Source organism: Streptomyces sp. SID486, assembly GCF_009865385.1.
GTDB lineage: Bacteria > Actinomycetota > Actinomycetes > Streptomycetales > Streptomycetaceae > Streptomyces.
This window is the reverse complement of sequence record NZ_WWJT01000663.1, coordinates 1-16,726: the sequence shown is the minus strand read 5'-3', so window position 1 is coordinate 16,726 and position 16,726 is coordinate 1. Positions and strand designations below refer to the sequence as shown.

General features: G+C 73.5%; 13 protein-coding genes. 9 read left to right on the top strand and 4 right to left on the bottom strand.

Annotated features, from left to right (window positions below):
* Nucleotides 1-705: GntR family transcriptional regulator (locus tag GT045_RS31055; protein WP_161336215.1), on the top strand; the 705-nt coding region annotated here is incomplete at its 5' end.
* 276 nt (nt 706-981) lie between these two features.
* On the opposite strand, the gene GT045_RS31050 is transcribed toward GT045_RS31055, so the two are convergent.
* Both GT045_RS31050 and GT045_RS31045 read right to left on the bottom strand, forming a co-directional pair.
* On the bottom strand, nt 982-1,746 hold the full coding sequence (locus GT045_RS31050) for a hypothetical protein (protein WP_161336214.1): 765 nt from the start codon (nt 1,744-1,746) through the stop codon (nt 982-984).
* A 167-nt stretch (nt 1,747-1,913) separates the two neighbouring features.
* Complete coding sequence (locus tag GT045_RS31045; protein ID WP_161287294.1) at nt 1,914-3,587, bottom strand: PucR family transcriptional regulator ligand-binding domain-containing protein; 1,674 nt, start codon at nt 3,585-3,587, stop codon at nt 1,914-1,916.
* A gap of 346 nt (nt 3,588-3,933) precedes the next feature.
* Between GT045_RS31045 and GT045_RS31040 the strand changes: the two genes are divergently transcribed.
* The 6 genes from GT045_RS31040 to GT045_RS31015 all read left to right on the top strand — a co-directional run bounded on the left by GT045_RS31040 (nt 3,934) and on the right by GT045_RS31015 (nt 11,390).
* Entirely contained in the window at nt 3,934-4,827 is an 894-nt protein-coding gene (locus tag GT045_RS31040) for a xanthine dehydrogenase family protein subunit M (protein ID WP_161287293.1), read from the top strand.
* Nucleotides 4,827-5,414 carry a (2Fe-2S)-binding protein gene (locus GT045_RS31035; RefSeq protein WP_161287292.1) on the top strand — a complete coding sequence of 196 codons (588 nt, stop codon included), beginning with the start codon at nt 4,827-4,829 and terminating at the stop codon, nt 5,412-5,414. The genes GT045_RS31040 and GT045_RS31035 overlap by 1 nt, the downstream gene beginning before the upstream one ends.
* Before the next feature lies 1 nt (nt 5,415).
* Complete coding sequence (locus GT045_RS31030; protein WP_161336213.1) at nt 5,416-7,800, top strand: molybdopterin cofactor-binding domain-containing protein; 2,385 nt, start codon at nt 5,416-5,418, stop codon at nt 7,798-7,800.
* 207 nt (nt 7,801-8,007) lie between these two features.
* The gene (locus GT045_RS31025) at nt 8,008-9,465 is read left to right on the top strand and encodes an NCS2 family permease (RefSeq protein WP_161287290.1); all 1,458 of its coding nucleotides are present in this window, start codon (nt 8,008-8,010) and stop codon (nt 9,463-9,465) included.
* 41 nt (nt 9,466-9,506) lie between these two features.
* Nucleotides 9,507-10,658, top strand: coding sequence for an XdhC/CoxI family protein (locus tag GT045_RS31020; RefSeq protein ID WP_161336212.1), 1,152 nt, complete (start codon nt 9,507-9,509; stop codon nt 10,656-10,658).
* A 93-nt stretch (nt 10,659-10,751) separates the two neighbouring features.
* The gene (locus GT045_RS31015; RefSeq protein ID WP_161336211.1) at nt 10,752-11,390 is read left to right on the top strand and encodes a LysE family translocator; all 639 of its coding nucleotides are present in this window, start codon (nt 10,752-10,754) and stop codon (nt 11,388-11,390) included.
* Nucleotides 11,391-11,578: 188 nt separating this feature from the next.
* On the opposite strand, the gene GT045_RS31010 is transcribed toward GT045_RS31015, so the two are convergent.
* Nucleotides 11,579-12,019, bottom strand: a complete 441-nt coding sequence (locus tag GT045_RS31010) for an SRPBCC family protein (protein ID WP_161336210.1) — start codon at nt 12,017-12,019, stop codon at nt 11,579-11,581.
* Between the two features lie 94 nt (nt 12,020-12,113).
* Nucleotides 12,114-12,881, bottom strand: a complete 768-nt coding sequence (locus GT045_RS31005) for a polysaccharide deacetylase family protein (protein WP_237539009.1) — start codon at nt 12,879-12,881, stop codon at nt 12,114-12,116.
* A 208-nt stretch (nt 12,882-13,089) separates the two neighbouring features.
* Here GT045_RS31005 and GT045_RS31000 point away from each other — a divergent pair, with 208 nt between their 5' ends.
* Nucleotides 13,090-14,772 (top strand): trypsin-like peptidase domain-containing protein, encoded by a 1,683-nt coding sequence (locus GT045_RS31000; protein ID WP_161336209.1) that lies wholly within the window; start codon nt 13,090-13,092, stop codon nt 14,770-14,772.
* The coding region (locus tag GT045_RS30995; protein WP_161336208.1) for a serine/threonine-protein kinase at nt 14,769-16,726 on the top strand (1,958 nt) is incomplete at its 3' end. The genes GT045_RS31000 and GT045_RS30995, both read left to right, overlap by 4 nt.

The following is a 16,726-nucleotide window of genomic DNA, read 5'->3' as shown; positions in this document are numbered from 1 at the left end:
GCCGTCGCGGGCCGGGAGCGGGACGCCGTGGAGCCCTGTGCGGCGCGCGGCGAGCACACGCATGCCGAGCTGCCGATCCCCCGGCCGCGGGCCGCGGTGCAGCGCTCCTCGGTGCGCGGGCAGATCCTGGACGCGCTGCGCACGGCGCTGGCCGGCGGGGACCTGAAGCCGGGCGAGGTGTACTCCGCGCCGGTGCTCGGCGAGCGGTTCGGGGTCTCGGCCACGCCGGTGCGGGAGGCCATGCAGCAGCTCGCGCTGGAGGGCGCCGTCGAGGTCGTGCTCAACCGAGGCTTCCGGGTGGTCGAACGCGGGGCGCGGGAACTGGCCGAGCTGGCGGAGGTGCGCGCGCTCATCGAGGTGCCGGTGATGCTGCGGCTCGCACGGACGGTGCCGGCCGAGCGGTGGGCCGAGCTGCGGCCCCTCGCCGAGGAGACGGTACGCGCGGCGGCCACCGGCTGCCCGGCGGCGTACGCGGAGTCCGACCGCGCGTTCCACCGGGCGCTGCTCGCCCTGTCGGGCAACGAGCAGCTGGTCAGGATCGCCGAGGACCTCCACCGCCGCTCCCAGTGGCCGCCGGTCCGGCACGGGCGGGCCGGTCTGGTCGCGGACGCGGCCGAACACACGGCCCTGCTGGACGCGCTGGCCGCGGGGGACGTGGACGTGGTGCGGGGACTGATGGGCGAACACTTCGCCGGCGCGTCCTGACCCCGGCCCCCGAAGCCGCCGACCCCGAGCCACCGGCCCCCAAGCCGCCGACCCCCGCGCCACCGGCCCCCCGAGCTACAGACTCCGCTGCATCGCCGCCCCCGAGCCACCGGCCCCCCGAGCCACGGACTCGCTGCGTCGCCGCCCCCGAGTCACCGGCCTTCCGAGCCACGGACTCCGCTGCGTCGCCGCCTCCGAGCCGCCGACCCGTTGCATCACCGACCCGCGGCCGAACCCCTCTGGCGTCCCCACGCCGTCGCGTCGGCCCCCCAGCCCTTACGCCGTAGCCGCGCCCGGGGCCGGTGGGGTCAGGTGCCGGGCCAGCCAGGTCGGTACGCCGCCCAGGAGACGGAACAGGCGGCGGGCCTCCTCGCGGAGCCGGGACGCCTCCGGCTCCTCCTCGGTGTCGGCCAGCGACGCCAGCGCCGGGGCCGTACCCACCAGATAGCCCAACTCCTCCCGGATCCGCAGGGATTCGGCGAAGCCGTGGCGCGCGGCGGCCACCTCGCCGTCCCGCAGCGAGAGGCCCGCGAGATGCCGCCAGGTGAAGGACAGCAGCAGGGGGTCGGCCTGTGCGGCGGCACCCGCGTGGGCCCGGCGGTACGCGGCGCGAGCCGCCTGCGGGGAACGGGTCAGGTTCTCGGCGACCAGCCCCCGGCGGAAGTCCAGCAGGGCCCTGCCGGGCGCCCCCGGAGCGATCAGCGCCGCCGCCCGGCCGAGCGCGGCCCGCGCCTCGTCGGCGCGGTCCCGGACACCGTGCAGCGTGGCCGTGTAGGCGAGTTGGCCCCGCTCGCAGGCGGCGGCCCCCCGCTCGTCGTCGCTGTGCGCCACCGCCTCGGCCGTCCGCAGCGCGTCCTCCGCCTCCGCCCAGCCGCGCTCGGTGTACAGGCACCGTTCGACCAGCAGCGCGGCCCGCTGCAACGCCGGTGCGGGGCGGTCGGGCGGCAGCAGCGCCGCCGCGTCGGCCCAGCAGGCCCGGCTGCGCAACCGCCATACCGCGGTCTGGAGTGGATCGTCATCGGTCGTTCCGTTACCAGACATGGCGGTATACGCCACGTTGCCCTCCCCATGCACGCCATCGAGCTGTTGAGTGGTGGCCGCATTCCAGCACCTATCGCGGGGCCGGGCCAAGAGGGTGGGTGAAAGATTTCACAAAGTAGTGGGGCGCGACCGTGACCTGCTCCGGCCGTCGCGCGCCCCCACCGGCCTCAGCTCATGCGCAGGGCCAGGAAGAAGTCCAGCTTGTCCTCCAGCCGGGACAGGTCCCGTCCCGTCAACTGCTCGATCCTGCCGACCCGGTAGCGCAGCGTGTTGACGTGCAGGTGGAGCCGGGTGGCGCAGCGGGTCCAGGAGCCGTCGCAGTCGAGGAACGCCTCCAGGGTCGGGATCAGCTCGGCCCGGTGCCGGCGGTCGTAGTCCGTCAGGGGGTCCAGCAGCCGGGCCGTGAACGCGCGCCGGACGTCGTCGGGCACGAACGGCAGCAGCAGGACGTGCGAGGCCAGCTCCTGGTGGCCGGCGGCGCACACCCGGCCGGTGCGGGCCGCGGCGACCCGGCGGGCGTGCCGGGCCTCCTCCAGGGCGCCGCGCAGGCCCTCCGCCGAGTGCACGGCGGCGCTGACGCCGAGGGTGAGCCGGCCGTCGTCGTCCAGACCGGCCGACAGCGGCTCGCTCACCGACCTCAGCAGGGACTCGGCGAGCAGGCCGGTCTCCGAGCCGTCGTGCTCGGAGGAGACCGCGGGCAGCGGGACCAGGGCGATCGCCTCGTCGCCGGTGTGCGCGACGGCTATCCGGTCGGAGGGTTCGGGACCGGTCGCCAGCGGGTCGACGAGGATCTCCTCCAGCAGCGACTGGGCGACCGGGCCGCCCTCGACCTGCTCGCCCTCCCACTCCACCCGGGCCACCACGACCTGCCAGTGCGGGGCCGCCCCCAGGCCGGGCAGCAGGACCGGTGCCGCCACCCGGAGCCGGGCGGCGATCTCGGCGGGCGCGGCACCCGTCTGCACCAGCTCCAGCACTTCCTGGGCGAGCCGGCGCCGGACCGTGCGGGCGGCGTCCCGGCGGTCCCGTTCGACGGCGATCAGCTGGGTGACGCCCTGGAGCAGGTCCAGGCGCTCCCCGGGCCAGTCGCCCGCGTCCGCCTCGACCGCCAGCAGCCAGTCCGACAGGACCGTCTCGCGGACGTCGCGGGCGGCCTGCGGGGACCGCCCGGAGGAGCGGACCGGGAACAGCGAGTAGGTGGAGCCGTTCAGCAGGACCCGGTGCGGGCCGCGGCGGCCCGTGCGGGTGGCCGCCAGGTGCTCGGCGGCCAGCCGGGCGCAGATCTCGGCGGGCAGCGCCGGGGCCGCCGTCTTGGAGCCGGCTATCAGCCGGCCGGTGGGGGACAGCACCCAGGCGCGCAGGTCCAGGTCGGAGCCGAGGAGGTCCAGCACCACGTCCGGGCCGCCGCCCGCCGGGCCGGAGGTCATCATCCGCCGGTGCCGGTCCACGACGGCGGCCAGGTCGCCGGCGCGCTCGCCGGAGACCTGCCGGACCACGTGCTCGGTGATCGTCGCGAACGCCACCGACTCGTGCACCGCGAACAGCGGCAGCCGGTGCCGCACGCAGGCCAGCACCAGGTCCTCCGGCACGTCGCCCAGCTCGGCCTCACCGGCGGCGAGGGCCGCCACCCCGGCCTGCACCAGGATCCGCACGAAGGGCTCGGAGTCGTCGGCGTCCCGGCGCCAGGCCAGGCCCGTCAGCACCAGCTCACCGCCGGAGAGGTACCGGCTCGGGTCGCGCAGGTCGGTGGTCATCACCCCGCGTACCGAGCGGTCCAGCTCGTCCTCGCCGCCGAGCAGCCGCAGGCCCAGCGCATCGGTGTCCAGCAGTGCGCGCAGCCGCATCTCGTCGCCGCCGTTCTTTGTCTCGAAACCTACGATGGATCCAGGAGGGACGGAGGGGAGCCACCCGGAACCGGACGTCCGGGTGCGCGATCCGCGGTCTCCGTGCTGTTTCCCGCGTTTCCCCGGGAAATCGGAGAGGTTGCCGATGACCTCCGTTCATACGAATCTACAAGATGCCTGACCTGGCCAGCCAACTCCTTCATGGTTTCGGTGACTGACCCCGCCGGAGTGCCGAGCGGTGTACTGAGTCCACTCCGCGTTAACAGGACATGAACGAGCCGGGCCCGCCGCACACGGATTGGCTCAATCTGCACGACCCACGAGACGAAGAAGAAGAGAGCCGGTCATGGACTTCCTTCGCCCCGCCAGCTGGGAGGAGGCGCTCGCCGCGAAGGCCGAGCACCCCACCGCTGTGCCGATTGCGGGTGGCACCGATGTGATGGTCGAGATCAACTTCGACCACCGCCGGCCCGAGTACCTGCTCGACCTGAACCGCATCGGCGACCTCCGCGAGTGGGAGGTCGGCGAGGAGAGCGTACGGCTGGGCGCCTCCGTCCCGTACACCCAGATCATGCACAGTCTCCGTGCCGAGCTGCCGGGCCTCGCGCTCGCCTCGCACACGGTCGCCTCCCCGCAGATCCGCAACCGCGGCGGCGTCGGCGGCAACCTCGGCACGGCCTCGCCCGCCGGTGACGCCCACCCCGCCCTCCTCGCCGCTGGCGCCGAGGTCGAGGCGGAGTCCGCGGCCCGCGGCACCCGGCTGATCCCGATCGACGAGTTCTACACGGGCGTCAAGCGCAACGCGCTCCAGCCCGACGAGCTGATCCGCGCCGTGCACGTCAAGAAGGCGGACGGCCCGCAGCAGTACTCCAAGGTCGGCACCCGCAACGCCATGGTCATCGCCGTGTGCGCCTTCGGGCTCGCCCTGCACCCCGAGACCCGCACCGTCCGGACCGGCATCGGTTCCGCCGCCCCGACGCCCGTACGGGCCAAGGCCGCCGAGGACTTCCTGAACGCGGCCCTGGAAGAGGGCGGCTTCTGGGACAACGGCAAGATCATCACCCCGTCGATCGCCAAGCAGTTCGCGCAGCTGTGCTCCGGCGGCTGCAACCCGATCGACGACGTCCGCGGCACCGCGAGCTACCGCCGGCACGCGGTCGGCGTCATGGCCCGCCGGACGCTCACCTGGACCTGGGAGTCGTACCGCGGTACCCGCCGCGCATCTGAGGGAGCTGCGTAATGCGCGTCAACTTCACCGTGAACGGTCGTCCGCAGGAAGCCGACGACGTCTGGGAGGGCGAGTCCCTGCTGTACGTCCTGCGCGAGCGCCTCGGCCTGCCGGGCTCGAAGAACGCCTGTGAGCAGGGCGAGTGCGGCTCCTGCACGGTCCGCCTGGACGGTGTCCCGGTGTGTTCCTGCCTGGTCGCGGCCGGCCAGGTCGAGGGGCGCGAGGTCGTCACCGTCGAGGGCCTCGCGGACTTCGCCAGGCAGCGTGCCGAGGGCGGCTGCGCCACCGGCGCCTGCGGCGGCAGCACGCTGCAGGACGCCCAGCAGTGGCAGGCCAAGCCGGCCTCCGACTCACAGACCGGCGAGGGCACCGAGCTGTCCCCGATCCAGCAGGCGTTCATCGACGCCGGCGCCGTCCAGTGCGGCTTCTGCACCCCGGGACTGCTCGTCGCCGCCGACGAGATGCTGGAGCACAACCCCAACCCGACCGACGCCGACATCCGCGAGGCGCTGTCGGGCAACCTGTGCCGCTGCACGGGCTACGAGAAGATCATGGACGCGGTCCGCCTGGCGGCCGCACGCCAGTCCGAGGGGGTCTGACATGCCGGCCAACGGCGCTCCTACGAAGATCACGCAGGGCTCGCAGACCAAGGGGGGCATCGGCGAGTCCACGCTCCGCCCGGACGGCACCCTGAAGGTCACCGGCGAGTTCGCGTACTCGTCCGACATGTGGCACGAGGACATGCTGTGGGGCCAGATCCTGCGCTCCACCGTCGCGCACGCCGAGATCGTGTCGATCGACATCGGCGAGGCCGTGGCCACGCCCGGTGTCTACGCGGTCCTGACCTACGACGACCTGCCCACCGAGGTGAAGAACTACGGCCTGGAGATCCAGGACACCCCGGTCCTCGCCCACGGCAAGGTGCGGCACCACGGTGAGCCGGTCGCGCTGGTCGCCGCGGACCACCCGGAGACGGCCCGCCGCGCCGCCGCCAAGATCAAGGTGGAGTACAAGGAGCTGCCCGTCATCACCGACGAGGCGTCCGCCACCGCGCCGGACGCGATCCTCGTCCACGACAACCGCGACGACCACCACAGCGGCCACGTCCCGCACCCCAACATCGTGCACCGCCAGCCGATCATCCGCGGCGACGTCGCACGGGCCCGTGAGCGGGCCGACGTGATCGTCGAGGGCGAGTACACCTTCGGCATGCAGGACCAGGCGTTCCTCGGCCCCGAGTCCGGTCTCGCCGTACCGGAGGAGGACGGCGGCGTCCACCTCTACATCGCCACCCAGTGGCTGCACTCCGACCTCAAGCAGATCGCGCCCGTGCTCGGTCTGCCCGAGGAGAAGGTGCGCATGACGCTGTCCGGCGTCGGCGGCGCGTTCGGCGGCCGCGAGGACCTGTCGATGCAGATCCACGCCTGCCTGCTGGCGCTGCGCACGGGCAAGCCGGTCAAGATCGTCTACAACCGGTTCGAGTCCTTCTTCGGGCACGTCCACCGGCACCCGGCGAAGCTCTACTACGAGCACGGCGCCACCAGGGACGGCAAGCTCACGCACATGAAGTGCAAGATCGTCCTGGACGGCGGCGCCTACGCCTCCGCCTCCCCGGCGGTCGTCGGCAACGCCTCCTCGCTGAGCGTCGGCCCGTACGTGGTCGACGACGTCGACATCGAGGCCATCGCCCTCTACACCAACAACCCGCCCTGCGGCGCCATGCGCGGCTTCGGCGCCGTCCAGGCGTGCTTCGCCTACGAGGCGCAGATGGACAAGCTGGCGAAGAAGCTGGGCATGGACCCGGTGGAGTTCCGGCAGCTGAACGCGATGGAGCAGGGGACCATCATGCCGACCGGGCAGCCGGTCGACTCCCCGGCACCGGTCGCCGAACTGCTGCGCCGCGTCAAGGCGATGCCGATGCCGCCCGAGCGCCAGTGGGAGTCCAGCGAGGGCGCCGACGTGCGCCAGCTGCCCGGCGGTCTGTCCAACACCACGCACGGCGAGGGGGTCGTGCGGGGCGTGGGCATCGCGGTCGGCATCAAGAACGTCGGCTTCTCCGAGGGCTTCGACGACTACTCCACCGCCAAGGTGCGCATGGAGGTCGTCGGCGGCGAGCCGGTCGCGACCGTGCACACCGCGATGGCGGAGGTCGGCCAGGGCGGTGTCACCGTCCACGCGCAGATCGCCCGCACCGAGCTGGGCGTCACCCAGGTGACCATCCACCCGGCCGACACCCAGGTGGGCAGCGCGGGTTCGACCTCGGCCTCCCGGCAGACGTACGTCACCGGCGGTGCCGTGAAGCACACCTGCGAGCTGGTGCGCGAGAAGGTCCTGGAGATCGGGCGCCGCAAGTTCGGCACCTACCACCCGGCCTGGGCGACGGCCGAACTCCTGCTGGAGGGCGGCAAGGTCGTCACCGACGGCGGCGAGGTCCTCGGCGACCTGGCCGACGTCCTGGAGGGCGAGACCGTCGAGATCGAGGCGGAGTGGCGGCACCGGCCGACCGAGGCGTTCGACCTGCGCACCGGCCAGGGCAACGGGCACGTCCAGTACTCCTTCGCGGCGCACCGCGCGGTCGTCGAGGTCGACACCGAACTCGGCCTGGTCAAGGTCATCGAACTGGCCTGTGCCCAGGACGTCGGCAAGGCGCTCAACCCGCTCTCCGTCGTCGGCCAGATCCAGGGCGGTACGACCCAGGGCCTGGGCGTGGCGGTGATGGAGGAGATCATCGTCGACCCCAAGACGGCGAAGGTCAGGAACCCCTCCTTCACGGACTACCTGATCCCCACCATCCTCGACACGCCCACCATCCCGGTCGACGTGCTCGAACTCGCCGACGACCACGCCCCGTACGGGCTGCGCGGCATCGGCGAGGCCCCCACCCTGTCGTCCACGCCGGCCGTCCTCGCGGCGATCCGGAACGCGACCGGGCTGGAGCTCAACCGCACTCCGGTGCGGCCCGAGCACCTGACGGGCACCGTGTAACACCTCAAGCTCTCCGGGCGGCGCAGGGAACGTCACACACTCCGCCGCGCCGCCCGGAGGAACCTCTTTGAGTTCCGCACCGCTCGCGGTCCTTGAAGTACCTGGAAAACAGTTCGTCTCGGGCCGTCCCCCGGGTCGTCCATTCCCAAATCCCGTGGCCGCAGGAGCGGTTGGACGGGTGCCCCTGTGAACCTTGGGAGATGGCCCATGACCCAGCAGTCAGTGGAGCCCAGAACCGCAGCCGACGACGCCGGCGACGGCAGTCGCGTCCCGGCCGGGCGGTCCTGGCTCGACCGGTACTTCCACATATCAAGAAGAGGATCCACGGTCTCGCGAGAGGTCCGCGGCGGCATCACCACCTTCATGGCGATGGCCTACATCCTCCTGCTCAACCCCCTGATCCTGTCCGGCAAGGACGCGGCGGGGGACACGATGGGCCAGAAGGCGCTGATCACCGCGACCGCGTTCGCGGCGGCCTTCACCACGCTGCTGATGGGTTTCGTCGGCAAGGTGCCGCTCGCCCTCGCCGCCGGTCTCTCCGTATCCGGTGTGCTCTCCTCCCAGGTCGCCCCGGAGATGACCTGGCCGCAGGCCATGGGCATGTGCGTGATGTACGGCGCGGTCATCATGCTGCTGGTCGTCACCGGCCTCCGCGAGATGATCATGAACGCGATCCCGCTCGCGCTCAAGCACGGCATCACGATGGGCATCGGTCTGTTCATCGCCCTCATCGGCTTCTACAAGTCCGGCTTCGTGCACCAGGGCAAGGCCACCCCGCTCGCCCTCGGCCCCGCCGGTGAACTCGCCGGCTGGCCCGTCCTGCTCTTCGCCGGCACCCTGCTGCTGATCTTCATGCTGCAGGCCCGGAACATCCCCGGTGCCATCCTCATCGGCATCGTCTCCGGCACCGTCGTCGCCGCCGTGCTCAACGCCACCGGCGTCATCGACACCGGGCAGTGGGCGAACGGCGCCCCCGAACTGCACGGCAGCGCGGTCTCGATGCCCGACTTCTCGCTCTTCGGCGACGTCGAGTTCGGCGGCTGGGGCAAGGTCGGCGCGATGACCGTCGGCATGATCGTCTTCACGCTCGTGCTCGCCGGCTTCTTCGACGCCATGGCCACCATCATCGGCGTCGGCACCGAGGCCGACCTGGCCGACGACAAGGGCCGGATGCCGGGCCTGTCCAAGGCGCTGTTCATCGACGGTGCCGGCGGCGCGATCGGCGGTGTGGCGGGCGGCTCCGGCCAGACGGTGTTCATCGAGTCGGCCACCGGCGTCGGCGAGGGTGCCCGCACCGGTCTCGCCTCGGTCGTCACCGGGCTGTTCTTCGCGGCCTGCCTGTTCTTCACCCCGGTCACCGCGATCGTCCCGCAGGAGGTCGCCTCCGCCGCCCTGGTCGTCATCGGCGCCATGATGCTGATGAACGCCCGGCACGTGGACTGGGCCGACCGCGCGACCGCCATCCCGGTGTTCCTCACCGTCGTCCTGATGCCGTTCACGTACACCATCACCACCGGTGTCGCCGCGGGCGTCATCTCCTACGTCGCCATCAAGGCGGCCCAGGGCAAGGCCCGCGAGATCGGTGCCTTCATGTGGGGACTGACGGTCGTCTTCCTCATCTACTTCGCCCTTCATCCCATCGAGGCCTGGCTGGGCGTGCACTAGCCGCCCCCCCTCGTCCACGAACTCGCCAAGGAGACCGACAGATGCTGGACATCGCCGAGGAACTCGACCGGTGGGCCGGGCAGGGACGTGACTTCGCCGTCGCCACCGTGGTGGCCGTCGGCGGCAGCGCCCCGCGCCAGCCAGGGGCCGCCCTCGCGGTGGACGCCGACGGCACGGCGATCGGCTCGGTCTCCGGCGGGTGTGTGGAGGGAGCCGTGTACGAGCTGTGCCGGCAGGCGCTGGAGGACGGGGAGACCGTTCTCGAACGCTTCGGGTACAGCGACGAGGATGCCTTCGCCGTCGGACTCACCTGCGGCGGCGTCATCGACATCCTCGTCACACCGGTCCGGGCGGACGGTCCCGCCCGGCCGGTGTTCGCGTCCGCGCTGGCCGCCGCCGCTCGTGGGGAGGCGGCGGCGGTCGCGCGGATCGCCGAGGGCCCGGCGGAGCTGCGCGGCCGTCCGCTCCTCGTCCGGCCCGACGGGTCGTACGACGGCGGTTTCGGCGCCCACCCCGAACTGGACCGCACGGTCGCCGCCGAGGCCGGCGCGTTCCTGGACGCGGGCCGCACCGGCACCGTGGAGATCGGCGAGCAGGGTTCACGCTGCGGCGCCCCGCTCACGGTGCTGATCGAGTCCTCCGTCCCGGCCCCCCGGATGATCGTCTTCGGTGCGATCGACTTCGCGTCGGCGCTGGTGCGCGTCGGCAAGTTCCTCGGCTACCACGTCACCGTGTGCGACGCGCGCCCGGTGTTCGCCACGAAGACCCGTTTCCCCGACGCCGACGAGATCGTCGTGGAGTGGCCCCACGCGTACCTGGAGCGCACCGAGGTCGACGGCCGTACCGTCCTGTGCGTCCTCACCCACGACGCCAAGTTCGACGTGCCGCTGCTGAAGCTGGCCCTGCGGCTGCCGGTCGCCTACGTCGGCGCGATGGGTTCCCGCCGTACCCACCTGGACCGCAACGACCGCCTGCGCGACGTCGGCGTCACCGAGCTGGAGCTGGCCCGGCTGCGCTCCCCGATCGGCCTGGATCTCGGCGCCCGGACGCCCGAGGAGACGGCGCTGTCCATCGCGGCGGAGATCGTCGCGGGCCGGCGCGGGGGCAGCGGGGCCGCGCTGACCGGCGCGCACACCCCCATCCACCACGACACGGCCGCGCGGCAGGCGCGGCGGATCGGGTCGGTGGCCTGAGCCGGCACCGGGAGCAGCGGTTGCCGGACGGTGCCGGCCGGCACCGGGAAAAACGGTTGCCGGACGGTGCCGCCCCCGTGCTTGCATGAGGCCATGATGTCCTCCGACCGGCTGGCGGCCTTCGCCGTCCTGTCCTTCCTGCTGATCGTGGTGCCCGGGCCCAGCGTGCTGTTCGTGGTCGGACGGGCCCTGGCGCACGGCCGCCGCGCCGCGCTGACCACGGTCGTCGGCAACACCCTCGGCGCCTACCTGCTCGTCGTGGCCGTGGCGCTCGGCATCGGGTCGGTCGTCGAACGCTCCGTCCTCGTCTTCACCGTCCTGAAGCTCGCGGGCGCCGCCTATCTCGTGTACCTCGGCGTCAGGGCGTGGCGGCGGCGCGGCTCGCTGCGCGAGGCGTTCGCGGAGTCCGGACCCGAGCGGGGCGGTCTGCGCACGCTCTGGGAGGGGTTCGCGGTCGGCGTCGCCAACCCCAAGACGATGGTGTTCTTCGCCGCCGTGCTGCCCCAGTTCGTGGACCGGGAGCAGGGGCACGTCCCGGCGCAGATGCTGCTGCTCGGGCTGGTCTTCAACGCCATCGCGGTGGTCTCCGACGGCGTCTGGGGGCTGGCCGCCTCGGCCGCCCGCGACTGGTTCGGCCGCTCGCCGCGGCGGCTCGCCGCCGTCGGCGGGGCGGGCGGCCTGACGATGATCGGCCTGGGTGTGACGGTCGCGGTGACGGGCCGGAAGGACTGAGACGCAGCCGGGCCCCGGCCGCGACGGGAGCGGCGCGGCCGGGCGTCGACGACCCGGCCGCAAGGCGGTCGCGTGGCCGTCAGGGACGTCGCGGCCGCGGGTCACCGGCCGGGCCGGAGGTGGTCGCCGGCCGTCGGTGCCGCCGTCGCCGCGGGGCGGTGGCCCGCCGGAGGCGGTCGGGGTGGCCGTCAGGGACGTCGCAGCAGTTCGTTCGCCGCCCGGCCGAACATGACGCGGCCCGTGTGCGCCAGCAGGCCGTCGAAGGCGCGGGGCAGGAAGCGGACCCGCAGTTCCTCCCGCCACACCACCCGGCTGCGGCCCCCGGGGCCCGGCCGCACCTCGATCTCCGCCCAGCCGAGGATCCACCGCCCCCGCTTCTCCAGCCGGCACAGGCCGGCCTCGCCACCGGCGGGCGGCTGCCAGACCGTCACCTCCATGACGTCGTCGAAGCTGAGCGGGCCGACCCCCGACCGGGCCACGAAGCGCGTGCCCTCGCGGGTCGGCGCGGGCGTGAGCACCGTGATCCGGGTCAGCGGGACCGCGTCGGCGTGGCGGGGCCACTCCGTGAGCCGCCGCCAGGCCTCTTCGGGCGGGAGCGGCGCGGTGCGTTCGAAAGTGATGAAGGACACCGCACGATCGTAGGGAACGGGCGGCGTCGACCTGCGCGTTCGCGCGCCGCTCACCTGACCGGAGCAACGGCCGTGAGCCACGGGCCGCCCGGACTCACGGCCGGTAGACCTTGCCGGGCTCGGCCTTGCCGGGTGCCAGCAGCTGCGGGACTGTCACGAAGACGTAGCCGCGTGCCTTGAGCGCGTCGATGATGCCGGGCACGGCCGGCACGGTCCCGGCGTAGATGTCGTGCAGCAGGATGATCCCGTCCCGGGACGCCTGGTCGAGGACGCGCTTGGTGATGAGCGCCGAGTCCTCGGTCGTGTAGTCCTTGGCGGTCACGCTCCACAGCACCTCCGCCATGCCCAGCTCCTTGCTGATGGCGTGCACGTCGGAGTCGGTACGACCCTGCGGCGGGCGCATCAGCGTCGGCGTGCGCCCGGTGAGCCGCTTGATCGCGTCGTTGGGCCGGGTCAGCTCCTCGCGTATCTGCGCGTCCGGTATGCGGGTGAGGATCTTGTGGTCCCAGGTGTGGCTGGCGACCTCGTGGCCCTCCGCCGCCATCCGCCTGACCAGCTCCGGGTACTTCTCGATGTGCCCCTTGCCGAGCAGGAAGAAGGTGGCGGGGACCTTCTTCTCCTTGAGGATGTCGAGCAGCCGCGCGGAGTTCTCGCTGGGCCCCGCGTCGAAGGTCAGCGCGATGCACTTGGCCTGGCGGCAGTCGACGGTGCCGAACCGGGCCGGCGCCCCGTGTGCCGCCTCGGCGCGCGCGGTGCTCGGTGACGTCGTGTCGACCTGGGCGCAGCCGGACAGGGCCAGCGCGACACAGGCCGCGGCGGACGCGACGGCCCAGCCACGCAACCTGCGCGCGGTCCCGCGCATCTTCCTGGTCGCGTGATCCGGCGTCGACAACGTGTCGGTCAAAGGAGGCATGCCTGGACTATACACTGTGTGTATAGATCGTATGTTCGAATTTGTGTGCGCCATAGGACCCCGTCACACAGGCGCCCGCACGCCCGCCCCCGGCCGCGCCCCACGACCTCGTGCACACCAGTAGTACCGGGCCGGTACTCGGAGTAACCTCGGGACCATGACGCGCACGGGGGAGCGAGTCGGGGCCGCGCGATTACGGACACCGGCCTGGATCGCGCGCATCGAGACGCCGGACGGCCGGGTCCTCGGCGCGGGCGTGCTGCTCGCGCCCCGACGGGTGCTCACCGCCGGACACGTGGTGGCCCCCGGCCGCCCCTACACCGTGCGCCTGGTCGGCGTCCCCGACCTGGACGCCGTGCCCGCCACCGTCCGGCCCGACGAACACGTGCCCCAGCGCGAGCACCTCGGCGACCGCAGCGGCGATCTCGCCCTGCTGCGCCTGGCCGCCCCGCTGCCCGCAGAGCACACCACCCGGCTCTACCGGCTCGCCGCACCGCACGGCCCCGTCAGCATGTACGGCTTCCCGGACGGCGACGACGGCGGACGCTGGCACGGGGCCACCCTGGTCGCCGCCCGCGGCCGGGACAGCCAGGTGCAGCTGCGCCCGGTCACCCCCGGCGAACTCGCCGCCCCCGGCTTCAGCGGCGGCGGCGTCGTCGACCACGCCACCGACCAGGTCATCGGCATCGTCCTCAGCGTCGACGAGGGACCGGGCTCCGCCTTCAGCTACATGAGCCCCACCGAGACCATCCTCAGCCATCTCCCGCAGGCCGCCGCCTGGACCGACGGCGCCGAGGCCGTCGACCCCCGGCTGCGCACCGGTGCCGCCGCCGGCCGGCTCGACGTGCCGTTCGCCACCGAACTGGCCTCCTGGTTCCGCGGCGAGGGCTGGCCCGTCCTCGTCACCGTCGTCCCCGCCACCGGTGACCGCGCCTGGACCCTGCAACGCGCCGTCACCCTCGCCGACCGCGAACTGCGCACCCACCGCAACACCAGCGCCGTCAGCCACGACCCGCCCGAGACCGTGCCCCCCGCGGGCGCCCACGACCTCGCCCTCGACGTCACGGGGCTGACCGCGGCGGACGTCATGGACCGGATCGCCGAACGCCTCGGTATCCGCGGCGACCCCCGGCCCGAACGGCTCGGCGACCTGCGCGTCCCGCTCACCGCCGTACTGGTCGCCGTGGACCGGGCCGCCGAACCCGACGCCCTGCTCGGCCTGCTGGACCGGCTCGCCGGCCAGGGAGCCCGGCTGCTGCCGGCGTTCCGCCGGGCCGACGGACCCGCCGCCCGGGCCGCCGAGCTGCTGATGCACCGGCCGCTGCGCCGGCGCTGGAGCCGCCTGCACGGCGAACTCGACCACATCACCGACGAGCTGGGCCCGGCACTCGACGCCCGCCGGTGCCGGGTGCTGCCCGGCCCCGGCACCCGGCCCCTGCTCGACCGCGCCGAGGCCGGGGTCCGGCGCACCCAGATGCTGCGCGCCTGGGTCGCCCACACCCCCGGCCAGGAACACGAACCCGGCCGCGCCGACCTGCTCTTCACCTTCGAGGACGCCGTCGGCCGCCGCCGGCGGCGCCTGGAGGAGGCCATCGGCCTGCTCGACACCCGGCTGCGCCGCCGCGAGGAACTCCTCGGCCGCGTCGGCGCCGAATGGCCGCTGTGCCGCCAACGGGCCGCCGCCCAGGGCGACCGGGTCATCGTGGCCTACCGGCTCTACGAGGACGCCCTGTCCCTCCTCCGGCAGGCCCCCTGCGACATCGAACGGGCCGAAGCCGCCGTCGAGCGGTTCGTCGGCTTCTGCTCCGCCACCGCGGACGGAGAGGAGGGCGCGTCATGACCTCGTGCGTCCGGCCCGGCTGCGCGGGCCGCATCATGGCCACCGGCTACTGCGACACGTGCGGCCACCGGCACGCCGAGCCGCGCCCCGAACCGCCGGCCCGCCCCCCGGCCGGCCCGCACACCGAGGAGCCCGCCGGCCCGGGGGTCCTGCACGCCGTCGCCGGGATCGGCGAACTCGACCAGCACGGCCTCGTCGTCCTGCCTGAGGTCCCCGTCCCCGACGACGTCCTCGTCGACGACCCCCGGCTGCCCACCGGAGGCCGCCGCTGCGGCGTCAACGGCTGCACCATGACCATCGGCGTCGGCTACGGCGGCCAGCCCGGCCGCGCCACCGGCCGCTGCCCCCGCTGCGGCACGCCCTACTCGCTCATGCCCCAGCTCGTCCCGGGCGAGTTCGTCGCCGACCACTACAAGGTCCTCGGCTGCCTCGCCCATGGCGGCCTCGGCTGGATACACCTCGCCGAGGACACCCGCGCCGAAGGCCACCGGGTCGTCCTCAAAAGCCAGATCAACGTCCACGACGCGGTCGCCCGCCGCACCGCCGTCGAGGAACGCCGCTCCCTCACCGACCTGCACCACCCCGACATCGTCCGCATCATCACCTACGCCGAACACCGCCCCCTCGGCCGCTCGCACACCGGCTACCTGGTCATGGACTACATCGCCGGACGCTCCCTGCAACAGCTCTTCGACGCCGACGACGTCGAGCGGATCTTCCACGGCCGCCCCCGCCTCGACCACGTCCTCACCTACGGCTGCAAGATCCTCGGCGCCCTGCAGTACATGCACGAACGCGGCCTGCTCTACTGCGACATGAAGCCGTCCAACGTCATCCACTTCGGCCGTGCCATCAAGGTCGTCGACCTCGGCGCCGTCCGCGCGATCGGCGACCGCGCCTCCGCCTACGTCTACACGCCCGGCTTCGCCCCGCCCCCGGAAGAGATCGACCACCGCGGCTGGCACGTCGACAGCGACCTCTACACCGTCGGCATGACCCTCCAGGCCCTGGCCCGCGGCACCGAACCCGCCCGCGGCCTCGCCCCCGACTCCTTCCGGCGCGTCGTCGCCCGCGCCACCCACCCCGAACCCCGCGCCCGGTTCCGCTCCGCCGCCGAGATGTCCCGCCAGCTCTGGGAAGTCCTGCGCGAGTTCCGCTCGCTCCAGTTCGGCGAACAGCTGCCCGAGGCGTCCACCCGGTTCCGGCCCTCCGGTGCCGGCCTAGACGCCGGACTCGGCGCCATCCCCGCCCTGGACCACTGGACCGGCCGCCCCGGCGGGACACCCGCCGGCCTCGACGTCGCCCCGCCCGCCGCCGCCGAGGTGGCCGGCGCCCTGCCCGAACCGGTTCCCGACCCCGACGACGGCGCCGCCCTGCTGCTGGACTCCTTCCCGCCCGACGCCCCCGACCGGGTCGCCCGGCAGTGGCCCCGCGAATCCCGCCTCGGCACCCCGGAGACCGCGCTGTGGCTGTGCCGCGCCTACCTCAGGAAGGGCGAGCAGCGCGCGGCGGAGGGCTGGCTCGCCGAGGCCGAGACCCAGCTCGGCGAACGCGCGGCCGCCCACGACTGGCGCATCGCCTGGCACCGCGGCGTCCTCCACCTCAGCAGGGGCGAGGTGGACCTGGCCGACACCCGCTTCGACGCCGTCCACCAGGCCCTGCCCGGTGAGTACGTGCCCAAACTGGCCCTCGGCTACTGCGCCGAGCACACCGGCGACGCCCGCCGCCGGGCCAGGGCCATGCGGTACTACGAGGCCGTCTGGAAACGGGACTGCGCGCACACCGCCGCCGCCTTCGGCCTGGCCCGCGGCCACCTGGCCCGGGGCGACCGGGACGCCGCCGTCCACGTGCTGGACGAGGTCCCCGCCACCTCCCGGCACCACGACGCCGCCCGGATCGCGGCCGTACGCGTCCGCGCCGGCGTCCTGCACGGCAGCCCGCCGGCCCCGGCGGA